The organism is uncultured Phascolarctobacterium sp., assembly GCF_937920985.1.
Classification (GTDB): domain Bacteria; phylum Bacillota; class Negativicutes; order Acidaminococcales; family Acidaminococcaceae; genus Phascolarctobacterium_A.
Genome location: NZ_CALDXR010000047.1, coordinates 1 through 26,400 on the forward strand (window position 1 = coordinate 1; position 26,400 = coordinate 26,400).

Sequence of the window (26,400 nt, forward strand, 5' to 3'; positions counted from 1 at the left end):
GCGTAGTGGACTTTCACCACCTAGTTATCGCCCATGCTGGGCGCACCAGCAAAAATAAAAAGCAAAGCCCTTAAATGACTTTGCTTTTTATTTCAGGCACGCGCCTTTTTCAGGAGTCTTGCCAGCTCCATAACATTTTCCAGAGTTATATCGCTGCTATTATCAGCTTCCTTTTCCCCTTCGATATCAACAAAAAAAGAACTGATAGGGCATTCCAAAATCTGATGCAGCTTAATCAGATTTGGGATTGTCAAACCCGCACGTCCGTTTTCGATGTTGCTCAAATGCGTCTGAGTTACCCCCAACTCTTTCGCTAAATCTGTCTGAGATACCTTTGCTGAGATGCGCTGCATTTTTACACGCTTGCCTATCAGGCGATTGTATTCCTCTGTCATATTCATATTCATCATCATCCTCCCCTTTTCATAATATATATTCATTATTCCTAATTAAATTTATATAGACAGCATTATAACATATACGTATTTTACAAGCAATAGTTTTTTAATTTTCCGCAATTTATTTAACTCTGCCTCTATCAAGTTGGCAACATTTATAATGTAGGCGAGGAATATTGTAAATAAAAAAAGCGACGTACTCTTGCATATAAGAGTACGTCGGACGCTATATTAAAATTATTCAGCAGTGCTCAAAAAGAATCAGGCACGGATAAGCTTGCCCGGATTCAGGATATTGTTCGGGTCCATAGCGCGTTTAATAGTCTTCATGATAGACATTTCTACCGGGTCGCAATAAGCTGCCAGTGCGTCAATCTTTTTCGCACCGATACCATGCTCGCCGGAAAGACGGCCGCCCAGGCTGTAAACATATGCGTAGCAGATTTTGTGGAACTCTGCGAGCTGTTTTTCCCACTCCTCATCGCTCATATCCATCTTCAGGCAGTTGAAATGCAGGTTGCCGTCGCCAGCGTGCGCCAGACACATGCATTCAAAATCAAATTGCTTGGAAACCTCCATCAGGTGGTTCAGGCAGACAGCAATTTTGTCGATAGGTACAACAAGGTCATCAGAGGTAGAAACCTTGCTCAATGCCTTGGAGCCTTCCAGACAGCTGCGGCGCACCTTCCATACGCGCTCGTCTGCTTCAACAACGTCGGTTGCACCGCAGGCAGTACAGATTTCGTCAAGCTGCTCCATCTTCATATCCAGCTCGTCCTCGTTAAAGGTTTCCACGGTAACGATAACGTAGCTGCCATCCTCGTAATGCGGCAGACGCTGTTCTGCATAATCGCTGGCAGCACGTACAAAGCCGTTGTCCATAAATTCAACACTTGTCGGATTCAGGCCGGCCTTAACCAGTGCAGGCACCAGGTCGACAGCCTTCTGTACCTCGGTGAAGACAGCAAGGATATCCAGACGATACGGAGCCAGCGGCAACAGCTTCAAGGTTGCTTTGGTGATAATACCAAGAGTACCCTCACTGCCCATTACCAGCTGGTCGAGACAGTAGCCGGTGCTGCATTTTTTCAGACGGTTGCCCAGCTCAACAATTTCACCGGTCGGAGTAACAACCTCAATAGAATAAACCTGATGACGGGTAGTGCCGTAGCGTACAGCCTTGTTGCCGCCGGCGTTGGTTGCAATGTTGCCGCCGATCATGCAGCTGTCAGCACTGCAGGGGTCACCGGCATACAGCAGGCCTACCTCATTAGCCTTAGCCTGGATATCGGAGGTCAGCGCACCTGCTTCAACCTCCATATACATAGCATCGGCATCGAGCTTAATAATTTTATTCATGCGCTCCATCAGCAGCACAATACCGCCGAAAACAGGAATCGCACCACAAGATACACTGGTTCCGGCACTGCGCGGAGTTACAGGAACAAGATATTTATTGGCGATTTTCATAATAGCAGCCACCTCTTCGGTGCTGCCCGGTGCTACAACCACCTCCGGCAGATGATGGTAATGAGCGTCCGGCTCTTCGTCGGTTTTGTAACGCTCCAGAGTTTCGGCATCATTTTTTACATGCTCTGCGCCGACTGCTTTACGCAGCTCCTCCAGGACTTCTTCGGTTACGGGATTGTAATTTGTCATACTAAAATCTCTCCTTTGCTACTTAGCTACAATGCTACATATTTTAGTTTTACAGCAGACCATTGAGATAGTCTTATAAATTAAAAACCTTGCCTGGATTCAGGATATTATTCGGATCCCAGGCTTTTTTAATTTTTCTCATCAGCTCCAGCTCACCGCTCGGAGTAAAGCGCTCCAAAAAGTGTGCCTTCTTGCTGCCAATGCCATGCTCCCCGGAAAGACGTCCGCCATGCGCATAAGCATATGTATAAACCTCTTCCGTAAAGCGGCTCAGTTCGGCTTCCCACTCTTCGTCGGACAAATCCAGCTTGCACAAAACGATATGCAGGTTGCCGTCACCGATATGTGCGTTGATACGCAGAGGGAAGGGATATTTTGCCACCGTTTTAATGATGTACTGAATCATATCGCTCATTTCATCAACTGGCACAACTACGTCATCCGTCGTGCACACCTTGCTGATAAGACTCACAGATTCCAGACAGTTGCGGCGCATTGACCAGATACGCTCATCAGCCTCCAGAACATCCACAGCGCCTGCGGCCTCGCAGATATCGCTGGCCTGCTCCATTTTCATGTCCAGCTCATCTTCGTTGAAGGTTTCTATCGTAATAATAACGTAAATACCGTCTTCAACATGCGGTGCACCGGGGAACTCAAGATATTCCGAGGTTGTCCGCACATTAGGATTATCCATATATTCAATGCTTGTCGGGTCAATACCTGCTTTCACAAGCTGCGGCACAACGCCGATTGCCGCCATCGGGTCATGGAAAATTGCCAGCATATCAATTTTATACGGAGGCAAGGGCTGCAGCTTCAGTGTTACCTGCGTAATGATACCCAGCGTACCCTCACTGCCAATAACAAGCTGCTCCATGCAGTAGCCTGTGCTGCATTTTTTCAGCGGAGAGCCCAGGTCAACAATATCGCCGTAAGGCGTAACAATCTGCACAGCGTAGACCTGATTGCGCGTTACACCGTAGCGCACAGCCTTGATGCCGCCGGCATTCGTCGCCAGATTACCGCCGATCTGGCAGCTGTCGCTGCTCGACGGGTCACCTGCATAAAGCAGATTCTCCGCCTTCGCCGCTGCCTGAATATCCAGCGTGCGCACACCGGCCTGTGCTACCATGTACAAGCCTTCCTTATTCAGCTCGATAATTTTGTTAAGACGTTCCATCAAAAGCACTACGCCGCCCTTGTCGGCAATAGCGCCGTCAACGATGCCTGTACCGCCACCGCGCACGGTCAGCGGAATGAGATATTTGTTGCACAGCTTCACCACACCGGCAATTTCCTCGGCGTTTGCCGGAATTACCACTACATCCGGCAGATGGAAGCAGCGCTCGTCCGCCTCCTCGTCCGTCTTATAGCGGTCGAGCGTATCAGCATCGGTTTTGACATATTTTTCGCCCAACAGCGTTTTTAATTCATCAATAAATTCAGGAGTTACAGAATTGTAATTGCTCATAATACACTACCTTTTCTAAAGGCTGACGAGAAGGTATCAGAGGCGAAGAACAGGCACCGCCGGCGTACTTCCACGTACTCCCAGATACCATCCCGACGCAGATGGTGCTTTATATGCGCCAGAATTTTATTTTCTCAATAATACACTACTTTTTCTAATTTTTATAAAGAGTGCAGAGAAAGTATCAGATGCGAGGGAGGGCGACGACGGCGTACTTCCACGTACTCCTAGGAGCCATCCCGACGCAGATGGTGCTTTATATGCGCTCTTACTTATGCGTTAAACACCTTACCCGGATTTAAAATCAAATTCGGATCCCAAGCCAGCTTAATCCTGCGCATCAGCTCCAGCTCACCGGCAGGCGTAAACTCTTCCATATAAGCCAGCTTCTTGGCACCGATGCCGTGCTCACCGGCTAAGCGGCCGCCCTGAGCGTAAGCATAGGCATAAACCTCTTCATGGAAGTCATGCACGATTTTTTCCCAGGTTGCATCATCCAAATCGCATTTGCAGAGAACGATATGCAGATTGCCGTCACCGATATGCGCGTTGATTTTTACCGGAATCGGGAAGGGATACTTGCTGCCGATATGCATAATTTCTTTAATGGTCGGCGCAATGCGATCTACAGGCACAACAACATCGTCGGTCAGGGAAACCTTGCTCACAAGGCTGATAGATTCCTGGCAGTTGCGGCGCATTGCCCAGATACGGTCATCCGCTTCCAGAACTTCAACGGCACCTGCTGCCTCGCACAGCTCGTCGAGCTGCTCCATCTTCATGTCCAGCTCATCCTCGCTGAAGGTTTCTACCGTAATGATAACGTAAATACCGTCCTCATAATGCGGTGCTCCCTTAAATTCAATATAATCGGCGCAGGCACGCACATAGGAATTATCCATATATTCCATGCTCGTCGGGTTCAGACCGGCCTGCATAATCTTCGGCACTACATCAAGAGCCTTGAACGGGTCGTCAAATACTGCCAGCAGGTCAAAGCGATACGGAGGCATCGGCTGCAGCTTCAAGGTTACCTTGGTGATAATACCCAAAGTACCTTCGCTGCCCATTACCAGCTGCTCCATGCAATAGCCTGTGCTGCATTTTTTCAGACGGCTGCCAACCTCCACGATTTCGCCGGTCGGAGTAACCATCTCCAGGCTATAAACCTGATTACGGGTAACGCCATAGCGGACTGCCTTGCTGCCGCCGGCGTTGGTTGCCAGATTGCCGCCGATCAGGCAGCTTTCGGCGCTGCAGGGGTCACCTGCGTAAAGATAGCCTGCTTCATTGGCCATCTTCTGAATATCAACTGTACGCACGCCGGCTTCGGCGACAACATACATCGCTTCGGTATTCATCTCGATAATTTTATTCAAGCGCTCCATGAGCAGTACAATACCGCCGCAGACAGCAATTGCGCCATCGGCAAGGCTGGTACCGCCGCTGCGGACAGTCAGCGGCACATTGTACTTATTGCACAGCTTCACAACTGCGGCAATTTCTTCGGCATTGGCAGGACGCACAACAGCCTCAGGCACACGGAAACGGCGCGGATCATATTCCTCGTCGGTTTTATATTGCTCCAGCTTTTCAGGCTCGGTAAAAACATTGGCGTCACCTACTACGGCGCGCACATCCGCTAAAAACGGTTCTGATACGGAATTATACTCTTTCATCATATTCCCTCATTTCTAAATTACATATAGACATCTGTGCGAAAGACAGCAGATGTTACTTATCTAACTTTATATTATAGTACAAATCACTCTGTTTGTCTGTAAATTATGTATGAGAAATCAACACAAAAAGTTTTTCTTGCAGAGAAAATAGGCTCAGCCATATATTGTATACTTCCCCGCACCCATTGCCAAGCAATATAAAAAAGGTTAAGATATAGATAATGAAGCTGCCTTTGCTGCGCCTTAACGCAAGGGCAAAATAAATTTACAGCTATAGGAGAGAGGTCTTATGCAAGCTTTATTTGATGCAGTTAACGCAATCTGCGCCAAAATCCAGATTGTTTCCAACTGGTTCTGGGATTTCCCCTGTAATCTCGACTGGTACAGTTCTATCCCCATTCTGGGAAACTTCAGTCTGGCAATTATTTTATTGGTCGGCACAGGTATTTACTTCACCTTCCGTCTGCACTTTGTCCAGATACACAACTTTATTTTCGCCGTGAAAGTGCTGATGCAGCGCAACCATACGCGCAACGGTATTTCCTCACTCACAGCCTTTTTGCTTTCCACCGCTATGCGTGTCGGCCCCGGCAATATTTTGGGTGTAACCGGCGCAATTTCCATCGGCGGCCCGGGCGCATTGTTCTGGATGTGGGTTTCCGCCTTCTTCGGCATGGCAACATCCTTCGCAGAATCCACGCTTTCGCAGATTTTCAAGGAAAAGCGTGATAACGAATATGTCGGCGGCCTGCCCTTTTACGCACGCAAATTATTGAACGATTCCGCCGCTGCCGGCGTTGCGCTCAGCATGCTGTATATCGTTTATGCGCTGCTGTGCTTCCCCGCGCAGGGCTTCAACACTATTTCCGCCGTGGGTGCCATCGCCAGCAAAATCTCCGGCGTGAACATTCCCACCAATTCCTCGCTCTACTGGATTTCCTTTGCAATGCTTATTGTTATCACTGCTGTTATAAGCTTCGGCGGTATTAAAAAGGTAACGAAGGTTACCGACCGCATCGTTCCCGTTATGGCAGTTATTTATGTGCTCACCGTCATTGCCTTGACTGTCGGCAACCTTGAGCGCATCCCGCTGTTCTTCAGCTCCGTTTTCACGCAGGCCTTTGCTCCTGATGCTGTTTTCGGCGGCGCCTTCGGTCTGGCGCTCAGCCAAGGTATCAAGCGCGGCCTGATGTCCAACGAAGCAGGCCAGGGTACCATCACCATGCCGGCAGCGGCAGCAGAGGTTGACCACCCCTGCGAGCAGGGCTGTGTGCAGGCTTTAGGCGTATTCCTTGATACCATCGTTATCTGCACTCTGACAGGCTTTGTCGTTATCATGGGCAGCATGTGGCTCACGGCAGATGCCAATGCCTGGTTCGAGATGGGCAAGCTGGATAAATTTCTCGCCTCCTGCGGCGCTCTGACCGGTGGCAGTGACATGCTTTACAGCGTTGTTACGCTGCTCGTAAGCGTTTGCTTCGGCCTGTTTGCCTTCACCTGCCTGTTGGGCTTTATGTCCTTCACCGAAATGTGCGCCAACCGCATTTCCAGCAAGACATCCTTCATCAACGCCATCCGCGTGCTGTGCCTCATCGTTATTTCCTTCGGCGTTATCACTAACATCGCCGGTATGGATTTAGGCGCACTCTGGGAATTGAGCGACTTCGCCAACATCCTCATGGTATACTGCAACTTACCGCTGCAATACATCGGCTTTAAATATGTACTGCGTGCCTGGAAGCATTTCGAAAAGAACGACGGTACTCCGTTCACCTCCGAAATCGCCGGCCTGCAGTTGCCTGTTTGGGACGCTTTGGCCAAGGAACACAAAAACGAATATCATCACTAAAAAATTAAGCGTGGCCGCTACTCGCAGCCACGCTATTTTTATACTCTATTCACCTTTAAGCAGACGTAAGAACTCTGCTTCATCAATAACCGTTACGCCTAATTGCTGTGCCTTTTCCAGCTTACTGCCGGCCTCCGCACCCGCAATGACGTAATCCGTCTTTTTGCTGACGCTGCCGCTGACCTTAGCGCCCACATCCTGCGCCATCGTCTTGGCCTCGGCACGTCCTAACGTGGGCATTGTGCCTGTAAAGACAAGAGTTTTGCCGAAGAAGGGGTTATCCTCCTGACTGGCAGGCGGCGTAAACGTCATCGTCAGTCCTGCTGCCGCCAGGCGCTCCACCAGGTCGATATTCGCCGGTACGTTCAGCCAGGTAACGGTGCTTTCCGCAATCTTATCACCGATATCACGAATCTGTGCCAGCTCCTCCGGCTGTGCCTGCTGCAGCTTTTCCATGCTGCCGAATTCCGTTGCCAGAATACGCGCCACCTTGGCGCCAACATGGCGGATACCCAAAGCAAAGAGCAGCTTGTCCAGCTCGTTCTTCTTGCTTTCAGCAAGCGCCGTCAGCAGATTATCCGCCGACTTTTCGCCCATACGCTCCAGCTTCAGCAAATCCTCCTTGCGCAGGCTGTACAAATCCGCAGCATCGCGCACTAAGCCCGCATCAAGCAGTGCATTGATAACAGAAGGACCGCAGCCGTCGATATTCATTGCATCACGGCTGACAAAGTGAATGAGGCCCTCGCGTCCGAGCGCAGGACAATGCGGATTGGTGCAGCGGATAGCTGCCTCCTCGCCCTGACGCTCTACACGCCAGCCGCATTCCGGGCATACGCCGGGAATTTCCACCTCTTTTTCGTCACCGGTGCGCTTTTCAATAACTACACGCAGTACCTCAGGGATAATTTCACCGGCCTTGTTGATAACAACCCTGTCACCGATGCGGATATCCTTGGCACGGATAAAGTCCTCATTATGCAGGGTAGCACGGCTGATAACGCTGCCGCTTAATTTTACCGGTGTCAGCACTGCCGTCGGCGTCAGTACGCCTGTGCGCCCTACACGCCAGTCAATATCCTCCAGCGTAGTTTCCGCCTGCTCCGGCGGATATTTGTAGGCCGTTGCCCAACGCGGATCCTTGCCTGTCGCGCCCAGAATACGCTGCTGGTAAACATCGTTGACCTTAATAACAGCGCCGTCGGTATCATAGGACAGGCCTTGACGCAGCTCGTTGAAATCGCCGATATATTTAATCGCCTCGTCGATATTTTCAACAACCTTATAATTTTCGCTCACCTTAAAGCCGTAGCGTGCCAGCAAAGCCAGCGATTCGCTGTGCTTGGGCTGCGCTCCCTCGCCTACCAGATAGTAGGCAAAAAAGCTCAGGCTGCGGCTTGCAGTCACCTGCGGGTCCAGCTGGCGCAGACTGCCTGCCGCCGCATTACGCGGATTGGCAAACTCGCTCTCGCCGCGCTCCGCGCGCTGCTCGTTTAAACGCATAAAGGCCTGACGCGGCATATAGACCTCACCGCGCACGTCAAGAAGCTCTGGCACTGCTTCACCCTCCGGCACCTTCAGCGTCAGCGGAATGCTACGGATTGTGCGCACGTTAGCCGTAACATTTTCGCCTACCACTCCATCACCGCGGGTAGCGGCGCGAACCAGCTTACCGTTTTCGTAAATCAGACTGCAGGCCAGGCCGTCAATCTTCGGCTCCATAACGTATTCCACCTTGCTGCCTGCAGGCAGACCGCTGCGAACACGTTCATCAAAGGCACGCAGCTCCTCGGCGGAAAACACGTTGCCCAGGCTCAGCAGCGGCTCCAGGTGACGCACCTCGGTAAATTGCGAGGAGGCACGGCCGCCGACGCGCTGCGTAGGAGAATCGGCCGGAATACTATCAGGATAGCGCGCCTCCAGCTCACGCAGTCGTGCCATCAGACTGTCATATTCAGCGTCAGTCAGCTCTGGTGCGTCTAATACATAATATAAATATTCGTTATGACGGATTTCCTGGCGCAGCTTGTCAGCCTCAGCCAAATCCGCCGCACGCTCATCAGCAAATAAATCCATTTCTGCCATTGCTTTATCCTCCAACACTTTTATCTGCAAAACGGCTTACAGCTTTTCCAGCTTAGCATACTTCGTCAGCAGGCTACGGATACCACCGCCGGCAAAAGCAACTGTAACCTCCTGGCCATCATCGGCAGCCTTGGCAGTAACAATCGTGCCTGCGCCCCATTTTTTATGCATAACCTTATCACCGACGCGGAAGCTGCAGCCGGCCGCCGCACTGCTTTCCTTCGGGAAGAAGCTGGCCTTGTGCTGCTCAAACCAGTTAGCAGCCTCTTTTGCACTCGTCTTATGCACCTGCTGCGTCATCGCCGGACGCTGCGGTGACTGACGTTTAATCACATGCACCAGATTACGCGGCACCTCCTGCAGAAAGCGGGACGGTGTATAATACTGCGTGCGGCCGTAGATAGTGCGTGTTCTGGCGTTGCTCAGGAACAAATGCTTTTCCGCACGCGTAATGCCTACATAGCACAGGCGGCGTTCCTCTTCAATCTCATCATCGTTCATCAATGTGCGGGAATGCGGGAAGATACCCTCCTCCATACCTACCAAAAAGACATTGGGGAATTCCAGGCCCTTGGCAGAATGCAGCGTCATCAGTGTAACTGCATCCTCACCCAGCTCAGCATCATCAATATCGGCAACCAGCGCTACGTCGGCCAGGAAGTTTTCCAGCGTCGGTTCTTCGCCGTTGCGCTCGCATTTGACAGCAAAGTCCTCGGTTACGCTCAGCATTTCCTTCAGGTTCTCCACACGGCTTTCGTCCTGCGGGTCCTTGCTGCTTTGCAGCTCCTCCAGATAACCGGTTTTCAGCAACACATCATCTAGAAGCTGTTTTACCGGCACATCAGCGGCCTCGCCCATCAGCTCAAAAAGCAGCTCGCTCAGCTCGTCCAGCTTACCGGCAAAACGGCTGGCAAGTCCCGGAACATCAGCTGCATTAGTCACTACCTCAAACAGCGTCTGGCCAGTAGCATTAGCATGCTCCTGCAGACGTGCCAGCGTAGCATCACCGATACCGCGGCGCGGGACGTTGATAATACGCAGCAGGCTCAGACTGTCACTGGGGTTGAAAATCAGTCGCAGATAAGCCAGCGCATCCTTGATTTCCTTGCGCTCGTAGAACTTCGTACCACCGACCATCGTATAGGCGATACCGCTTTTAATCAGCATTTCCTCGAATACACGCGACTGCGCATTGGTGCGGTACAGCACTGCCATATCGCCCAGCTTGGCGCTTTCGTTGAGCTGCAGCTTCTGCATATTTTCAATCACATAGCGTGCTTCATCTCTTTCATCGTTCGCCTGATAGTAAACAATTTCCGAACCGTTGCCGTTGGCAGTCCAAAGATTTTTCGGCTTGCGTCCGCTGTTGTTGTCGATAACGGCATTAGCGGCATCCAGAATAACCTGCGTACTGCGGTAGTTCTGCTCCAGCTTTACCAGCTTGGCATCGGGGTAATCCTTTTCAAAATCGAGGATATTCTGGATGTCGGCGCCGCGCCAGCCGTAAATGCTCTGGTCAGCATCGCCTACGACGCAGATGTTTCTGTGGCCTGCTGCCAAAATCTTCGTCAGCAAGTACTGCGCATGGTTGGTATCCTGATATTCGTCAACCATCAGATAATCAAACTTGCGCTGGTATTTTTCTCTTACCGCAGGGTTTTCCTGCAGCAGACGCAGCGCCAGCAGCAGCAAATCATCAAAGTCTACGGCATTGTTGGCCTGCAGCTTTTTCTGATAAGCATCATAAATTTTTGCCACCTGCTGCTCATAGTAGCCGGAGGCCTCACGGGCGTAGGCATCAGGCAGCAGCAAAGCATTTTTCGCATTGCTGATATTGCTGATAATCGCCGGCAGCGGGAAACGCTTTTCATCAAGGTTCATTTCCTTCAGCACCTGCTTAATCAGGTTTTTGCTGTCGCTTGTATCGTAAATAGCAAAATTATTGGCATAGCCGTTGAGATTTTCCAGCTCGTAGCGCAAAAGACGCGCACAGAAGGCATGGAAGGTAAACAACCACACATCTCTGGCAGCAGCGCCTGCCATACGGTCTACACGCTCACGCATTTCCGCGGCGGCTTTATTAGTAAAGGTAATCGCTAAAATGCGATAGGGACGCACGCCCTGCTGCAGCAGGTGGGCAATGCGGCAGGTAAGCACCTTGGTCTTACCGCTGCCTGCGCCTGCCAGAATCAGCATCGGTCCGTTGATAGTCTGTACTGCATCAAGCTGCTGTTTATTGAGTCCTTGCATTGTATCGGTCATCAGTCGTTAGCCTCCATAATATTTCACGGATGCACCTGCATCCTCTGCTTTGGTAAAAATATTTTTGACTTAAATATTATATCACAAAACGCGACTCTTAGCAGAAGAAAAGCAACCGCTTTTGCCTAGAGAGATGCTAGGAAAAGCAGCTGCATTGTGTTAAAATAAGGCTATGTAATGCAAAAGGAGATTATACAGATGACTAAGAAAAGCACCTTCGTTCCCGCCAAGGATTTGAGCAAGCTGTGGCGGGCTATTATAGAATTCGACATGCTCCAGCCCGGCGACCGCATCCTCGTCGGCCTCAGCGGCGGCAAGGACAGCATGCTTCTGACAGCCATGCTGGCGGAAATCAAAAAATATTCGCCTATTCCCTTCGACCTTGCCTGCTACACTGTCAACGGCATGTTTGCACCCAACTTTCCCAAGGCGGAGCTGGAGGCCTTCTGCGCGCAGTTCGGCCTTACACACTACAGTGACGATGTTGACGTAATGGCAGCGCACGAAAAAAAGGGCGGCAGCCCCTGCTTCACCTGCGCCTACTTCCGCCGCGCCGCCACCAACCGCCGCGCACAGGAGCTTGGCTTCAACAAGGTGGCCTTGGCACACCACAATGACGATGCAGTGGAAACCTTCTTTATGAATCTTGTAACCAGCGGCCAGCTGCGCACCTTCTTGCCCGTAACACCGCTGTCGCGCTCCGGCATCACGGTACTGCGCCCATTGCTTTACTACCGCGAGCAGGAAATCCGCGAGCTGGTGGCAAAGCTGGGCCTGAAGCCCATTAAAAACCCCTGTCCCTATGACGGTCACACCATGCGTCAGGACATCAAAGAGCATATCGCCGCGCTCAACGCGCAGTATCCGGAAATCTACGAGCATCTGGCGGCAGCCATGCGTGACAGCGACAGGCAGGAGCTGTGGCCGCCCAAGCCCGGCAAGGAGCTGCTGCAAAAATTCCACACCTTCTGGGGACGTGGCAAAAAGCAGGCTGAGCAATGAAAACAAAGGCCTATTTTTATATCATCGCCGCTGCTGTCTGCTGGGGTTTAATCGGTCTCTTCGTCAGAACGCTGGCAGCTCATGGCTTCAGCTCCATGCAGATGGTTGCCCTGCGTTCGCTGGCAGCAGCAATCTGCGTCACGCTGCCGCTGCTGCGCTCAGGACGTGCCGCCCTGCGCATCAGACTGCGTGACCTTTGGCTCTTCGTAGGCACCGGCATCTGCAGCCTGGTATTCTTCAACTACTGCTACTTCAACGCCATGCAGCAGACAAGCTTGGCAGTGGCAGCGCTACTGCTTTACACAGCGCCTGTCTTTGTTATGCTTATGTCACTGCTGTGCTTCGGTGAAGCCTTCACGCGCACCAAGGCACTCGCTCTGCTACTCACCTTCAGCGGCTGCGCCTGTGTAACCGGCGTCTTCGGCAGCAGCCTGACGCTCACGCTCAGCGGCCTGCTCTACGGTCTGGGCAGTGGCTTCGGCTACGCGCTGTACAGCATCTTCGGCAAGTACGCCGTGCGCAAATATTCATCACTCACCATCACCGCCTACACCTTTTATCTGGCACTTGCAGCCTCCTGGCCATTGGCAGATTTTGATTATCAGCGTCTTGCAGCCATTGACCTGCCGTCCATCGTCAGCGTTTTAGGACTGGGCTTGCTCTGCGCCGTGCTTCCTTATCTGCTCTACACCAAGGGACTTGAGCAGATTGAAGCAGGACAAGCCTCCATCCTTGCGACGATTGAGCCCTTTGTCGCTGCCGTTGTCGGTGTTATTTTCTTTGCGGAAGCACTGACGCCGGTGAAAATCATCGGTATGGGACTGATATTTGCGGCGATTGCCGTGTTGAATATCAGGAGAACATAGAAACACACTAACAATATAAAAAATAAAAAGCAATTTGCTTCTGCCAAATCGCAGTTACAAATTGCTTTTTGTTTTATACAGCCAACTATTTCTGCAGCACCTCTACCTTACAGCGGTGCTGCTTTGTTTTCTTGGAATAGCCTATACCGACAGCCAAAATCCGTCCTTTATAACGCTTGCTGCCATCTCCCAAAGTTCCGGCAAATTTGAGCGCATACTGTCTGCGTTTAATCTGCTCAATCGCTTCCTCAGGCGTATGGTCCACCTTCAGCTCCAAAATAAGGCAATCATCGTTTTCCTGATAGGGATAGAAGATAAAGTCAACATAGCCTGTCCCGACCTTATCCTCCCTCTGGACATTATATCTGTCACGTGCTGCCAGATATATGAGATTAACAATAGCAGCCAGCTCGGTTTCATTGTTATACGCCAACAGCGGTGTTTCCGTATTGTGCGCAAATTCCAGAATCCTGCTCATTGTAGCGGTATCGCCTTTCAGCGTAGCCTGCAGCATCGCTTCCGATTTCACCGCCAGCTGATGTACGTAGCCCAAGGAATCCTTGTTCAGGAGCAGCTCATTAAATTTATCCATCAATTCTTTGTTAGGGATGAACACTTTGCCGTTTTCATATGTCAGCAGGCCATAAACAACCATCGCTGAAAAAATCTGCTGCTTTGTATTAAGCTCCAGCAGCATAGCCGCATATTCCTGTATTTTCAAGGGTATGCGTTCACCAGCAGCCATCAGCGCCAAATCATCACGCACCGCAGTCACATTGTTGCGGATATAATAAAATAATTCGTCATAGGGACCAGAGCTTGTCCAATAATTATAAAGCTGGTTATTCTGCAAAGCCATAACAACAGAGCGCGGATTATACAGCAAATTACCGGCAGCAGTGTGATAACCGTCGTACCATATTTTTAAGCCTTCACGTGTAACCTGCGGTTGAGCCGTCAAAGCCTGATACTTGGCAAACAGCGCATCTACTTCCGCATCATTAAAGCCAAAAACATCACTATATAATGACATAGTAGCCATATTATATTCCGCAAAGGTATTTAATTCCGAGCCGCTGGTATATTTTGATATCGGCAGTACGCCAGTCATATACGCCAGCTGAACATATACTCTGTCCTTAAGTAAATCCTTTAAGAACAGCAGGTATTTTTTTCTGTCATCTTCGGAAATAAAGGCAGCATGAAAGATTGCATCCCATTCGTCAAAAATGAAAATAAACCTTTCGCCCGTCGCTGCAGTAATTCTTTCCAAATCCTCAGCTACGCCGCCTGCCGCACGATAATCAACATCGGGATACGCCTTATGCAGATCGTTTTTTAAGGCATCGGCAATATTATCTATATAGCTTTGGTAATCATTACTGCTGATTCTGCTGAAATCAATATAAATAACATTATATTGATTAATATGCTGCATAGACTCGGCATCACGTCCTATGGTTAACTGTGCAAAAAGCTTTTTCGTGGCAGCGCTTTTAGTCAAAAATGCTCCCAGCATATTGGCCATAACGGTTTTGCCAAAACGGCGCGGACGTGTGATGCACACATACTTGCCATTGGTACCTATACGTTGCAGCATTTGGCCTATAAAGGCTGTTTTATCAACAAAATATGTACTTTTAGCCATCTCCTCGTATAACACTGCCGGAGAGAGAGTATTTAACAATAATCCCATATGATTCTCCCCCTTGCTTTTGCGCATAGTCTATATCACTGATTATAACATACATTTTCACAAGTGTTGTTTATTCCTTACAGCGTCAGCCTCATACCCCTTTACCCGCCAGCACACCTGCTCCAGCAGCCACAAGTCCCAAAAGCAGGCTGCCGCCGCTGTACGCTGCCGCGGCAGCGATATTACCCTCCGTCAGCAGCATCAGGCTTTCATAGCCAAACGAGGAAAAGGTGGTGAAGCCGCCCAACAAGCCTACGCACAAGAACAGGCGCCAGGCCGCAGGCAGCAGACCGCGCTCCACAATCAGCGTCATCAAAAGGCCCATGCAAAAGCAGCCTATGATATTTATGGCGAAGGTTCCCCATGGAAGGGCGCTGCCGCTCGCTCTGCTGATAAAATTACCCAGCAGATAACGGCACACTGCGCCCAAAGCACCGCCGACTGCTACACTTATTATTTCCATCATGCACTCTCCAGCTGCTCAATATATTGCAGCGTGCGCTGCCAGTCATTCTTCACTGCTGTCAGCTTCGCCTGCAGCTGAGGCATGGTATAATCCTCGCTGCGCAACAAACTCACAATATCGGTAAACTGTGCCTGCAGGCCGGTCAGCCCCAGCGTTGCACACACGCCCTTCAGATTGTGCGCATAGCGCAGCACATCCTGCAGGTTACCTGCATCCGCAGCCTCCTCCATCAATTTATAATCATCAGTTGTCAGCAGCTTGCGCAAAAAACGCACATACATAGCTTCACTTTCCATAAAGCGCTCCTCCAGCGCCTCCTGAATATCAATCGCCACATACTGCGGCAGTTCCTGTAAATGCACGGCTTCGCACCCCTTTCTGCTCTTAATGCTGCAGATACGCACTCATCATCTGCGCCAGCAGCTTCATCTGTACCGGTTTCACCATAAAATCATTCATGCCGGCAGCCATCGCGCGTTCCACGTCATCACTGCCGCTGTTGCCTGTCAGCGCCAGAATCGGCACCTTACGCGCATCCTCGCGCGGCAAAGCTCTGATAGCCTCGGCAGCCTCACAGCCATCCATTTCCGGCATCTGCATATCCATCAGCACCATGCTGATGCTGCCCTCCTCCGAAGCCTCAAACAGCTCCACAGCCTCCTTGCCGTCGCAGGCAGGCACAACCTCCAGGCCGTTCATCGTCAGCAGCTCGCTGATAATCTCCATATTGATACTGTTATCCTCTGCTACTAAAATTCTGCAGCCCGCAAAATCCTCCAGCTTCGGCATTGCATCCTGAGGCTTGCTTTCCACCTTTTTCACGATATTGAACGGCAAAGAAATAATTACGCAGGTGCCTTCATCAACACGACTGCTGATGTGAATGCTGCCATCCATACGCTCCACCAAGCTTTTGACAATCGTCATACCAAGACCGGTGCCGGTAACGCGCGGCACACCGAAACGGCTGTCGCGTTCAAACGGCTTATAGATTTTCTCCAAGAATTTGGCCGACATACCGCAGCCGGTATCCTTAATAACAAAGGTATAATGCACGCGGTTGCGCTCATTGCCCGGCTCACGACGCGCCAAAAAGCTGATTTTGCCATGCGCCTTGGTATATTTAAGCGCATTCGACAAAATATTATTCAAAATCTGCTGCAAGCCCTGCAAATCGCCGCTCACCATTTCATCTTCTTGCAGCATCAGCTGAGAGTCAAAGAACTTCTGCTCCAGCTCGGCCTGCGCCGCAAAAATATCGCTGGTATCCTGCGCTACCTTGGCAATCATAAAGGTTTCCTGCACATGCTCCACCTTGCCGTTGTCCAGGCGTGCCATTTCCAGAATATCGTTAATCAAGGTCAGCAGCTGCTGCCCTGCGGCGCTTATTTTGCGGATATATTCCTTCACCTGTCCGCAGTCATCCTTGTGCAGCTCTGCCAGCTCAGCCATGCCGATAATGCCGTTGAGAGGCGCACGCATATCGTGCGACAGTGCGGAGAAGAACATGTTTCTGGACTTGGCATTTTCTTGTGCTACCTGCAGCGCCTGCTCCGTCAGCTGCAGATGCTCCAGCTCCTTCTGCTTTTCAGCCTCCACCTCACGGAAGAAGAAAACCGCTTCGTCCTTATTCAGCAAATCATCACGCATCAGACGGACATTAAGCCATCTGTATTCCTTGCCGAAGCGATGGCGGAACTCACCGCCGAAGTCATTGATATGCCGCTCCACCAGCTCTTTGATATGCTCACGTGAAAAGCTGGCCGCAAACTCATCGGCAGCCTCCGTCTCCACATTCTTTATCAGCTCCTGCAGCAGCTCATCATAATCGCCCTCCGGCTCCTGCGGCCCCGGGCTGGTGCTTTTCAGCATATAATAGCGTCCGGTAACATAATTCACTCTGAACACAGCCAGGAAGGACTTGCTCATAACGCGGATAACCTCATTGATGCTTTGCAGCTGTTTATTCAGCATATGCTCGCGCAGCGCCAAACCGGCAGCCAGCAGCAGGAAAATGGCCAGCGTCAGGCTGAACCACTGCATCAAATCCTTATAATCACCCATCAGGAAATCATAGGGAATCGTTACAATAGATATCCAGCCCTTTTCCGAAACCGTGTAGTAAACCCCGCGCTTATTGCCTTCATAGTCGGTAATATAAGATACATCACTGTCAGAATCACGGATTTCCTTAAAGATTTTATCTACATAAGGTTGCTCTTCTTCTATCGACAGATTGCGGTCATTGATGGTAAACATAATATTACCGGACGGATCGCAAAGGTAGTAATAGCTGTCCTTCGGCAGCTTATTGTCACTCAGCAGGCCATTCAGACGCTCCGGATAAAGATTCATCGCCAGTACATTGTTATCGCTAAAGCGCACGGCCATCGTCAGCAGGCGCTCATTATTCTTGCCGTATTGATATAAATTAGTATAGGCTACGCCGCTTTTATTGCTCAGCGCTGCCTGATACCATTTCAGCGAAGCAACATCTGTCGGCTGTCCCTCCAATCGCTTGCCAATAAGATGCCCGTGTACTACAGCGCACATATCAAAGCGGCCCACATCAGCATTTTTTTCCATATAATCGGTAAAATGCGTCAGCGCCTCCTCCAGCTCTGCATCCGTCATATCGGGCTTCATTTCCAGCATATATGCAAGGTTCTGCGCGGCACTGCGCAGCAGCATTTCCTGAGCTTTTATGCGTCCTGTTTCCCTTGTGGCAAAGCGGGCTGCCAACTGCTGTCCCATAATATGCGAATTATCCAATATTTTTTCGCGCACAATATACAGGCTCACCAGGGAAACAAGCAGGAAGAAGGCGAAGATGCCTATGCTGTATAGAGATACCTTTATTCTGTTCCTAAAAAATTTAAAGTCCATAAGCCCTCCATTGAGCCACTGTCAACAAACAAGTGCATATTTCATGTATACATATTTTATTATATAACACCAGGCACATCTCTACAAGTGCACACGTCAAAAAGCCGCCTGCGGATATAGGAGTTTCCTCTGCAGGCGGCTAATTAGGTATTTATGTATATATATGCTTGTTGCGTTACTATTGTTGACTAAAATATTGCATTAGGTAACGATGAGGACAAAGTGAGAAGGAGGTTAGGCTTCTGATTTTGTTATTACAGAAAGAGTTATTTTCTTATACAAAATTCTCTGCACCCAACTAAAAACAAAAGCTGCCTGCAAAAGGACCTCGTCCGTCCGCAGGCAGCAAAATTCATTTTAAGCTATAATCATGCCTGTTCCGCTCTGGCATCAATAGCAGCAGCTTCTTCATCCGTCATATATTCCGGCTTAATGTCACGTCCCATATGATTCAGCATCTTTCTGTCGCTGCGAATCGTAGCGCAGGCCACAGTAGTCAGCATATTGCCGGTAATAGTTGCGGAGGCGCCAGCCTTAAACGCTGTTTCACCATCATTGGTCAGCAGTGCACGGCCTGCACCCAAGCGGATATTAGCCAAAGGATTGATATAACGGAAGAAGGCCACAGTACGCAGGATATCAGCCTCGCTCAGACGCGGCAGATGCTCCAACGGCGTACCGGGAATCGGCATCAGCGCATTCAGCGGAATAGAATCAATGCCAAGCTCTGCAAGGCTGATAGCCATATCAAGACGGTCCTCCCAGGTTTCGCCCATGCCGATAATACCGCCGGAGCAGGCGCACATGCCCTCCTCCTTAACCATCTTCAGCGTGTTGATTTTCATATCGTAGGTATGCGTAGTGCAGATGTTGGGGAAGTTGCGCTTAGAGGTTTCGATATTATGATGATAGCTGGTGACACCTGCCTCATGCAAACGATGCAGCTGCTCACGGGAAAGGAAGCCCATGGAAGCGCACAAATCAATCTTCAAATCACGGTGCATGGTTTCATACGCATGAATCGCCTTGTCGAACTCTTCGCCGGTCAGCGCCTTGCCTGCGGTTACAATGGAAAAGCGGTGCACGCCCTCCTCCTGGTTCAGACGCGCCAGCTTCACGATATCCTCCTCCGGCAGGAAGCTGTAAACCTCGCAATCGGTATGGTTATGTGCGGACTGCGCACAGAATTTGCAGTTTTCCGGACAGCGGCCGCTGCGTCCGTTGATGATGGAGCACAAATCCACGCGCTCGCCGACAAAATGCTTGCGGATTTTATCTGCGCCTTCACATAAGGCCTGCAAATCGCAGGTCAGAAATGCCTTTAAATCGTCCTGACGTGTCAATCTTCTGCCATCAATAATTTCTTGTGCTAATGCTTGCGGGTTCATATTCTCTTCTCCTTTTGTAACCTATTTAATCGGTAGGCTTATACTGTAAAAAAATAAGTGGTACGTTAACCTTGACGTTTTTAACGTGCACCATCTGTTAACCAAAATTATAGCACAGGATAACGATGAGTGCAAGCAGGAGAAGCGGCAAAATGTCTGCAAAAGCATTTATTTTCTCTGCACCAATACGCTGAAACAGCAAAAAGCCGCAGCCCAGCGCCTGTCGGCGCCAAGCTGCAGCCTTCCATGTTTAATTATCTTCGGCACCACTGCCAGATGCGGTATTCCAGCCAGGCGCAGAACACACCGCTGAAATCCAGCAGCACATCCGTCACCCTGCAGGCACGTCCCGGCGAAAAGCTTTGGATATATTCGTCCAGCACCGCCGCGAACAAAGCCAAAAACAGGATATAGCCGGTTGCTGTGCGATTCGACACGCCCAGAGCACTGAAGCTGTGGCACAGCAAAAACCCCAGCAGCGCAAATTCGCAAAAATGCGCCAGCTTGCGGATATGATGCTCCACATCACCCGTCAGCTGGATATCCAGGTGCTGCGCCAAAAGCTGCGTCAGCGCCGTCACCCAGCCGCTAAGCTGGGATGACTGCCGCAGAGGCAGCGACGAATTATAAAAGATTATGCCCACCAAACAGGCAGCCAGTAAAAACCAAAAATACTTCATATAGCTCCATCACTCACTTAATGTGTCTGCAGCCAAAATCAGATATGACGCGTCAGGCACTCCATTACCATCATATTGCTGACAACACCTATACCGCCCGGCACAGGTGTAAATGCACTCGCCTTTTCAGCAACAGCAGGATCAACGTCGCCCACCAGCTTGCCGTCTACAGCGTTGATGCCTACGTCTACAATCACAACGCCCTCTTTAACCATTTCCGGCTTCACAAAGCAGGCCTTGCCCACTGCAGCTACAATAACATCAGCCTGCTTTAAAATCTCCGGCAGATTGCGTGTACGCGAATGGCAGATGGTAACGGTAGCGTTTTTCTGCAGCAGCAGTACGCTTACCGGCTTGCCTACAACATTACTGCGGCCGATAACAACAACGTTCTTGCCCTCCAGCTCAATGCCATAGTGCGCCAAAGTTGCCATGCAGGCACGCGGCGTGCAGGCAGCAAAACGGCTGCGTCCCATGAACACATCACCGATATTCTGCGGATTCAGGCAGTCCACGTCCTTGTTCGGGGAAACTGCTGCGCCCACGTTATCGCTGTTGATATGCTTCGGCATCGGCATCATCGGCATAATACCGGTAACGTAACGGTTACGGTTCAGCTTTTTGATGATGCTGATAACCTCCTCCTCCGGAGTATCGGCAGGGCAGGTGATAACCTTAGCAGCACCGCCCAGACTTTCAATTAATTTGACCAGCCTGTCCTTATATACGTGAGATGCTGGATCATCACCCACAACCAAAATAGCCAGGGTTACTACCAGGTCGTGCTGCTTGGCAACAGCAATCTTTTTGGCAATAGCCTCACGGTAAACATCAGCAACAGGCTTACCCCTCATTAAAACAGTTTCCATAGTAAATTCACCTCAAAAAGCATAGTTGATTTATTATAGATAGCAAAACAGGAACGCAGATGGCGCTTTATCCTCCGATTTCCTTAAAGGATGGCGCTTTATCCGTCAGACTTTTTTAGAAGAGACCGCTGATAACACCATCATCCGTAACATCAATTTTCTCTGCTGCCGGAACCTTAGGCAGACCGGGCATAGTCATAACATCACCGGTCAGAACTACGATAAAGCCGGCGCCTGCTGCAATGCGGCAGTTGCGGATAGTAATCTTAAAGCCGCTCGGACGGCCCAGAAGTGCCGGATCATCGGAGAAGGAATATTGGGTTTTAGCCATGCAGATAGGCAGATTGCCATAACCAAGCTCTTCAAATTCCTTGAGAGCCTTATCTGCTTCCTTAGTATAGTTAACGCCGTCAGCGCCATAAATTTCCTTAGCGATGGTTTCAATCTTACCCTTCAGGCTCATCTCCAGCGGATAAATCGGTGCGAATTTGCTCTCGCCGCTGTCTGCCAGGGCAATTACTTCCTTAGCAAGGTCGATGCCGCCCTCGCCGCCCTTAGCGAATACGTCGGACAGTGCTACATTAACGCCGTGCTTAACACAGTGCTCGCGTACTGCCTCCAGCTCTTCTGCGGTATCCTGAGCGAAGATGTTGATAGCAACTACGCAGGGAACACCGAATTTTTTAACGTTTTCGATATGCTTCTCCAGATTTACCAGACCTTTTTTAACAGCCTCTACGTTCGGAGTCTTCAGCTCGGTCTTCGGTACACCACCATGCATCTTCAGTGCACGCACGGTAGCAACGATAACAGTTGCGTCCGGCTTCAGGCCAGCATAACGGCATTTGATATCGAAGAATTTTTCTGCACCCAGGTCAGCGCCGAAGCCTGCCTCGGTGATAGTGTAATCAGCCAGCTTCATGCCGGTCTGAGTTGCCATAACGCTGTTGCAGCCATGGGCAATATTAGCAAACGGACCGCCGTGGATGATTGCCGGTACGTTTTCCAGAGTCTGTACCAGGTTCGGCTTAACGGCGTCCTTCAGCAGAGCTGCCATTGCGCCCTGAGCCTTAATCTGGCCTGCAGTAACAGGTTTACCGTTGTAATCATAAGCAACGATAATTTTTGCCAGACGCTCCTTGAGGTCGTGCAGGCTTCTTGCCAGGCAAAGAATAGCCATAACCTCGGAAGCAACGGTGATGTCAAAGCCGTCCTGACGCGGTACACCGTGAGCCTTGCCGCCCAGGCCTACTACGATGTTGCGCAGCTCGCGGTCGTTCATATCTACAACACGCTTCCACGCAATACGGCGCGGGTCAATGTTCAGAGCGTTTCCCTGTTGGATATGGTTGTCGAGCATTGCTGCCAGCAGCATATGTGCGGAGGTGATAGCATGGAAGTCACCGGTAAAGTGCAGGTTGATATCCTCCATCGGCACAACCTGGGAATAGCCGCCACCTGCAGCGCCGCCCTTAATGCCCATGCATGGGCCGAGGGAAGGCTCGCGCAGAGCTACGATAACCTTTTTGCCGAGCTTAGACAGGCCCTGTGCCAGACCTACGGTAGTAGTGGACTTGCCTTCGCCAGCCGGTGTCGGGGTAATAGCAGTAACCAGAATCAGCTTACCGTCTTTTTTATCTTTCACACGACGGATTAAATCGTAGGACAGCTTTGCTTTATATTTACCATATAATTCAATATCGTCCTCGCTGATGCCTAATTTGGCAGCAACATCAGTAATTTTCTGCATTTTTGCCTGTTGGGCAATTTCAATATCGGATAACATGTTTATCTCCTCCTATTTCATTGCGTAAAAACTACATTGAAAACAAAGTATCATATATAGTTCTTCCCCGAGCAGCTTTTCTCCTGCCCGGGGAAGTAAAATAATACAAAAATTTTTAGTTAAACCACACTTCTACCGTAGTGTTTTCAAGCACCTCGCTACCAGGTGGCGGCTTCTGCTGCCACGCATGGCCGCTACCATAAGGCTTCAGCCGCAGCTTATACGGCTCCAGCAGGTCGACAGTATTACGCATATCCAAGCCTTTGAAATCCGGCAGCTTGATTTTGCCGTCCGGCATTCTTTGCAGCACCGGCAGCTGCTTCGGCTTGTTATCAGCCTTCTGGCTGACAGTATTCAACTCCTCAAACGAAGGTAAGCCCTTACTGTAGACAGGCTGAATGCCCTTCGCTACCAGAATCTGCTGCAGCGTATCGCGGAAGATAGGCGCGCTGACCTGCGAGCCGTAGAAGGCACCCTTCGGTGTATCCAGCATAACGATCATCGCATAGCGCGGTTTATCAGCAGGCACAAAGCCTACGAAGGAAGCAATGTACTGACCGGCAGCGTAACCAATGCCGCTCTCAGCCCGCTTTTCGGCCGTACCAGTCTTGCCGGCAATGCGGTAACCCTTAATGGAAGCAGTCTTACCGCCACCCTCGCTGACTACCATTTCCATCATCTCGCGCATCTGGCGAGCAACCTGCTCGGTAATGACATTGCGCACCACCGTCTTCTTGCCCTCCTTGATAACGGTTCCGTCAGCAGCCACTATTTTTTTGACGATATAGGGCTGCAGCAGCTCGCCACCGTTGGCAATAGCGCAAATCGCGCGCAGCTCCTGCAGCGGTGTCACACCAATGCCCTGGCCAATGGCCATGGTAGCAATATCAGGTTCGTACATATTCTTGGGATTATACAGGATGCCGTTTTCATCACCGGGAAGCTCGATGCCGGTGGGCGAGCCAAAGCCGAACTTTTTCGCATAGCTCGTAAGCTTTTCCGCTCCCAGCTGCATGCCAAGCTGTACCATACCGGTATTAATCGAAAACTTGATAACCGTAGAAAAGGGCACCGTGCCCAGGCCCTCGCCGTCCCAGTTATAAATAGTGCGGTCAGCAATCTTGATATGACCGTTGTCCTGAATTAGTGTATCTGGCGTAATAATACCCTCCGTCAGGCCCATGCAGCCTACAATCGGCTTAAAGACCGAGCCAGGCTCATAAACCAGCGAAACAGCACGGTTCTTCCAGCTATCAGCACTATATTTGCCAAAATTATTTGGATCAAATGTCGGACGGCTGACCATACCAAGGATTTCGCCGGTATACGGATCCATGATGATTGCCGCTGCTCCCTGAGCCTTGGTGCGCTTCATAGCATCATCCATAGCATCCTCCAGCACATACTGGATTTTGCTGTCCAAGGTCAAATAGATTGTCGGCAGCTGCTCCTGCTTACGCTGCAAATCATGCGCAGGCTCATTAAACAGCAGTCCTACCAGCCGCTTGCCGTTAGCATCCATGAGACATGAATAAAGCGTTTTCTTACCTTTAAGCAGGTCATCATATGCGTGTTCAATACCGGCCAGTCCCTTATCATCTGTACCAACATAGCCGATAACCTGTGCCGCTGCCCGTTTTTTAGTATAGTAGCGCTTGCTTTCCTGCTCAAAATGCAGGCCAGGCAAATCATTATCGTCAATAATTTTCTGGATTTGCGCCACTTCCTTGGGATCCATATAACGCTTCAGCCAAAGATAATTACCGCCGCCACAAAAGTCCTTATAAAGCTTTTCGGGATCCCGCTTCAGCACCGGCGCCAGCAGATTAGCACACAGGCGACGTGCATCACGCGGCCCATGCTCTTTTATTCTGTTCTCGCTGTCAACCATCTTCTCGGGGTCCGCATAAAGCGAGCCCGTCATAATGCTCACGGCCAGCTCCTCTCCATCGCGGTCCATAATGCGTCCGCGCGGAGTGCCGCGCTCATAATCTAATGTCATCTGGTATTTGCTCATTTCCTTGTACTTTGCGGCATCTACCACCTGCAGCCAGACAAGTCGCAAAAATACAAGGAACACTAACAATCCCATCAATAAACACAGGCTAACAAAACGTTTTTGCGCATCCAATAAAGAAAAACGCTTCACCGCTGCCACCTCCCGCTATGCACAACGCGCAAATCACTGCGGCGTTTTTCCGGCGGCTCGGCCTCCAGCTTCTGCAGACGTTCTTCCTCATCATAAACTGACAACAGCAGGCCAATTGCTGCCATAGAAATTACCATTGATGTACCACCATAGCTGATAAAGGTAAGCGGTACGCCGATAACCGGCAGCAAACCGCAAACCATGGCCATATTGGAAACTGCCTGACCGATAATTAAAAAGGTAACACCGACAGCCAGCAAAAAACCAACCTTATCACGTGTATGGAAGGCAATCTTACAAAAGGCAGCACACAAAAGACAAAATACAAGAAGCAACAGCATAGCACCGATTAAGCCATTTTCCTGACAAAAAATAGCAAAGGCAAAGTCCGTATGTGACTCCGGCAGGAAAGCAAACTTAGCTGCACCATGTCCCCAGCCGGTACCTGTAAGACCGCCACTGCCAATGGCCTTCAGCGACTGTATCGTCTGATAACCCCTGCCCTGAGCGTCAAGCCAGGGGTCAAGCCATACCATGAAACGGTGCGCACGATACTCCGAAGAAAAAGCCAGAATGCCGCCTCCCACGACACCTAAGATACCCATACTGGTTACCCAAAGCATAGGCAGACCAGCAACAACAAACAATCCCATGACCAGAGCCACGATAATTGCCGCCGTTCCCATATCAGGCTGCCTATAAACAAGATAGCCAATAACCAGCGTCGGGATAATTACCTTCAGACAATCGCCAAGGCACTGGCTTAATCTTTCATCCCGCTTCATCACATTGCCCAGATACTTCGCAGCTATCATTATCAGCAAAGGCTTGGCTATTTCCGATGGCTGAAGCTTAAGCGGACCGATTTTGAGCCATCGGGCAGCGCCATTATTGACCTCTCCCACAAACTCAACTGCTATCAGCATGCCCAATACAACAGCCAAAGCCAAGTAAAGCAATTTTTTATTCAACCAAAATTTGTAGCCAAAATAGCGGATAATAGCAATTGCTACTATGCCAAGCAACGCATAGACATAATACAAAAGCAGAAAATAAAGACCGTCACCAAACATCCCTTGTGCCTTCACAAAGCTGGCACTGAACACATTTATGCCACCCACCAGCAGCAAAACTCCCACAAGTGCATAAACAGCAATGCAGGGATTGTCCCATAACAAAAATCTCTTCTTCATGGCAAAGCCT

Annotated in this window: 19 protein-coding genes; 3 read left to right on the forward strand and 16 right to left on the reverse strand. The window is 50.2% G+C overall.

What is annotated here, in order from left to right; genetic code table 11:
• Nucleotides 1-92 precede the first annotated feature (92 nt).
• The 4 genes from Q0612_RS08300 to Q0612_RS08315 form a co-directional block, all read right to left on the reverse strand.
• Nucleotides 93-413 (reverse strand): helix-turn-helix domain-containing protein, encoded by a 321-nt coding sequence (locus Q0612_RS08300; RefSeq protein WP_298883277.1) that lies wholly within the window; start codon nt 411-413, stop codon nt 93-95.
• Between the two features lie 246 nt (nt 414-659).
• The gene (locus tag Q0612_RS08305; protein ID WP_298883281.1) at nt 660-2,057 is read right to left on the reverse strand and encodes an FAD-binding oxidoreductase; all 1,398 of its coding nucleotides are present in this window, start codon (nt 2,055-2,057) and stop codon (nt 660-662) included.
• A gap of 73 nt (nt 2,058-2,130) precedes the next feature.
• On the reverse strand, nt 2,131-3,531 hold the full coding sequence (locus tag Q0612_RS08310) for an FAD-binding oxidoreductase (protein ID WP_298883284.1): 1,401 nt from the start codon (nt 3,529-3,531) through the stop codon (nt 2,131-2,133).
• 272 nt (nt 3,532-3,803) lie between these two features.
• Nucleotides 3,804-5,210 (reverse strand): FAD-binding oxidoreductase, encoded by a 1,407-nt coding sequence (locus Q0612_RS08315; RefSeq protein WP_040564517.1) that lies wholly within the window; start codon nt 5,208-5,210, stop codon nt 3,804-3,806.
• A 292-nt stretch (nt 5,211-5,502) separates the two neighbouring features.
• Here Q0612_RS08315 and Q0612_RS08320 point away from each other — a divergent pair, with 292 nt between their 5' ends.
• Complete coding sequence (locus Q0612_RS08320) at nt 5,503-7,062, forward strand: sodium:alanine symporter family protein (protein ID WP_298883290.1); 1,560 nt, start codon at nt 5,503-5,505, stop codon at nt 7,060-7,062.
• A 45-nt stretch (nt 7,063-7,107) separates the two neighbouring features.
• Here the strand turns inward: Q0612_RS08320 and ligA are convergent, their stop codons facing one another.
• Together ligA and pcrA are read right to left on the reverse strand one after the other, a co-directional pair.
• Complete coding sequence (gene ligA, locus Q0612_RS08325; RefSeq protein WP_298883292.1) at nt 7,108-9,147, reverse strand: NAD-dependent DNA ligase LigA; 2,040 nt, start codon at nt 9,145-9,147, stop codon at nt 7,108-7,110.
• A gap of 36 nt (nt 9,148-9,183) precedes the next feature.
• Entirely contained in the window at nt 9,184-11,409 is a 2,226-nt protein-coding gene (gene pcrA / locus Q0612_RS08330; protein WP_298883294.1) for a DNA helicase PcrA, read from the reverse strand.
• 198 nt (nt 11,410-11,607) lie between these two features.
• Between pcrA and Q0612_RS08335 the strand changes: the two genes are divergently transcribed.
• Both Q0612_RS08335 and Q0612_RS08340 read left to right on the forward strand, forming a co-directional pair.
• Complete coding sequence (locus Q0612_RS08335) at nt 11,608-12,411, forward strand: tRNA 2-thiocytidine biosynthesis TtcA family protein (protein WP_298883296.1); 804 nt, start codon at nt 11,608-11,610, stop codon at nt 12,409-12,411.
• Nucleotides 12,408-13,277 (forward strand): DMT family transporter, encoded by an 870-nt coding sequence (locus tag Q0612_RS08340; RefSeq protein ID WP_298883298.1) that lies wholly within the window; start codon nt 12,408-12,410, stop codon nt 13,275-13,277. Before Q0612_RS08335 ends, Q0612_RS08340 begins: the two co-directional genes overlap by 4 nt.
• 85 nt (nt 13,278-13,362) lie before the next feature.
• On the opposite strand, the gene Q0612_RS08345 is transcribed toward Q0612_RS08340, so the two are convergent.
• The 10 genes from Q0612_RS08345 to Q0612_RS08390 all read right to left on the reverse strand — a co-directional run bounded on the left by Q0612_RS08345 (nt 13,363) and on the right by Q0612_RS08390 (nt 26,390).
• Nucleotides 13,363-14,973 carry an AAA family ATPase gene (locus tag Q0612_RS08345; protein WP_298883300.1) on the reverse strand — a complete coding sequence of 537 codons (1,611 nt, stop codon included), beginning with the start codon at nt 14,971-14,973 and terminating at the stop codon, nt 13,363-13,365.
• Nucleotides 14,974-15,064: 91 nt separating this feature from the next.
• The gene (gene crcB, locus Q0612_RS08350; protein WP_210685144.1) at nt 15,065-15,439 is read right to left on the reverse strand and encodes a fluoride efflux transporter CrcB; all 375 of its coding nucleotides are present in this window, start codon (nt 15,437-15,439) and stop codon (nt 15,065-15,067) included.
• Nucleotides 15,436-15,801: an Hpt domain-containing protein gene (locus Q0612_RS08355; protein WP_298883309.1), complete on the reverse strand. Its 366-nt coding sequence runs from the start codon at nt 15,799-15,801 to the stop codon at nt 15,436-15,438. The genes crcB and Q0612_RS08355 overlap by 4 nt, the downstream gene beginning before the upstream one ends.
• A 22-nt stretch (nt 15,802-15,823) precedes the next feature.
• Nucleotides 15,824-18,325 carry a response regulator gene (locus Q0612_RS08360; RefSeq protein WP_298883312.1) on the reverse strand — a complete coding sequence of 834 codons (2,502 nt, stop codon included), beginning with the start codon at nt 18,323-18,325 and terminating at the stop codon, nt 15,824-15,826.
• Nucleotides 18,326-18,693: 368 nt separating this feature from the next.
• Complete coding sequence (bioB, locus tag Q0612_RS08365) at nt 18,694-19,713, reverse strand: biotin synthase BioB (protein ID WP_293806487.1); 1,020 nt, start codon at nt 19,711-19,713, stop codon at nt 18,694-18,696.
• A gap of 254 nt (nt 19,714-19,967) precedes the next feature.
• Entirely contained in the window at nt 19,968-20,393 is a 426-nt protein-coding gene (locus Q0612_RS08370) for a VanZ family protein (protein ID WP_298883320.1), read from the reverse strand.
• Between the two features lie 38 nt (nt 20,394-20,431).
• A complete protein-coding gene (locus Q0612_RS08375) occupies nt 20,432-21,262 on the reverse strand; it encodes a bifunctional 5,10-methylenetetrahydrofolate dehydrogenase/5,10-methenyltetrahydrofolate cyclohydrolase (RefSeq protein ID WP_298883325.1) in 831 nt (276 codons plus the stop codon).
• A gap of 115 nt (nt 21,263-21,377) precedes the next feature.
• Nucleotides 21,378-23,048, reverse strand: a complete 1,671-nt coding sequence (locus Q0612_RS08380) for a formate--tetrahydrofolate ligase (RefSeq protein WP_298883328.1) — start codon at nt 23,046-23,048, stop codon at nt 21,378-21,380.
• A 115-nt stretch (nt 23,049-23,163) separates the two neighbouring features.
• A complete protein-coding gene (locus tag Q0612_RS08385; protein ID WP_298883331.1) occupies nt 23,164-25,197 on the reverse strand; it encodes a penicillin-binding transpeptidase domain-containing protein in 2,034 nt (677 codons plus the stop codon).
• Nucleotides 25,194-26,390 carry an FtsW/RodA/SpoVE family cell cycle protein gene (locus tag Q0612_RS08390; protein WP_298883334.1) on the reverse strand — a complete coding sequence of 399 codons (1,197 nt, stop codon included), beginning with the start codon at nt 26,388-26,390 and terminating at the stop codon, nt 25,194-25,196. Before Q0612_RS08390 ends, Q0612_RS08385 begins: the two co-directional genes overlap by 4 nt.
• Nucleotides 26,391-26,400: the final 10 nt, after the last annotated feature.

Bases quoted from the DNA above. Each gene is read 5' to 3' on its own strand.
- Q0612_RS08335 (WP_298883296.1), top strand. From the start codon at position 11,608: ATGACTAAGAAAAGCACCTTCGTTCCCGCCAAGGATTTGAGCAAGCTG.
- Q0612_RS08320 (WP_298883290.1), top strand. From the start codon at position 5,503: ATGCAAGCTTTATTTGATGCAGTTAACGCAATCTGCGCCAAAATCCAG.
- ligA (WP_298883292.1), bottom strand. From the start codon at position 9,147: ATGGCAGAAATGGATTTATTTGCTGATGAGCGTGCGGCGGATTTGGCT.
- Q0612_RS08390 (WP_298883334.1), bottom strand. From the start codon at position 26,390: ATGAAGAAGAGATTTTTGTTATGGGACAATCCCTGCATTGCTGTTTAT.
- Q0612_RS08345 (WP_298883300.1), bottom strand. From the start codon at position 14,973: ATGGGATTATTGTTAAATACTCTCTCTCCGGCAGTGTTATACGAGGAG.
- Q0612_RS08375 (WP_298883325.1), bottom strand. From the start codon at position 21,262: ATGGAAACTGTTTTAATGAGGGGTAAGCCTGTTGCTGATGTTTACCGT.
- Q0612_RS08300 (WP_298883277.1), bottom strand. From the start codon at position 413: ATGATGATGAATATGAATATGACAGAGGAATACAATCGCCTGATAGGC.
- Q0612_RS08370 (WP_298883320.1), bottom strand. From the start codon at position 20,393: ATGAAGTATTTTTGGTTTTTACTGGCTGCCTGTTTGGTGGGCATAATC.
- Q0612_RS08305 (WP_298883281.1), bottom strand. From the start codon at position 2,057: ATGACAAATTACAATCCCGTAACCGAAGAAGTCCTGGAGGAGCTGCGT.
- crcB (WP_210685144.1), bottom strand. From the start codon at position 15,439: ATGATGGAAATAATAAGTGTAGCAGTCGGCGGTGCTTTGGGCGCAGTG.
- Q0612_RS08340 (WP_298883298.1), top strand. From the start codon at position 12,408: ATGAAAACAAAGGCCTATTTTTATATCATCGCCGCTGCTGTCTGCTGG.
- Q0612_RS08360 (WP_298883312.1), bottom strand. From the start codon at position 18,325: ATGGACTTTAAATTTTTTAGGAACAGAATAAAGGTATCTCTATACAGC.
- Q0612_RS08315 (WP_040564517.1), bottom strand. From the start codon at position 5,210: ATGAAAGAGTATAATTCCGTATCAGAACCGTTTTTAGCGGATGTGCGC.
- Q0612_RS08310 (WP_298883284.1), bottom strand. From the start codon at position 3,531: ATGAGCAATTACAATTCTGTAACTCCTGAATTTATTGATGAATTAAAA.
- pcrA (WP_298883294.1), bottom strand. From the start codon at position 11,409: ATGACCGATACAATGCAAGGACTCAATAAACAGCAGCTTGATGCAGTA.
- bioB (WP_293806487.1), bottom strand. From the start codon at position 19,713: ATGAACCCGCAAGCATTAGCACAAGAAATTATTGATGGCAGAAGATTG.
- Q0612_RS08380 (WP_298883328.1), bottom strand. From the start codon at position 23,048: ATGTTATCCGATATTGAAATTGCCCAACAGGCAAAAATGCAGAAAATT.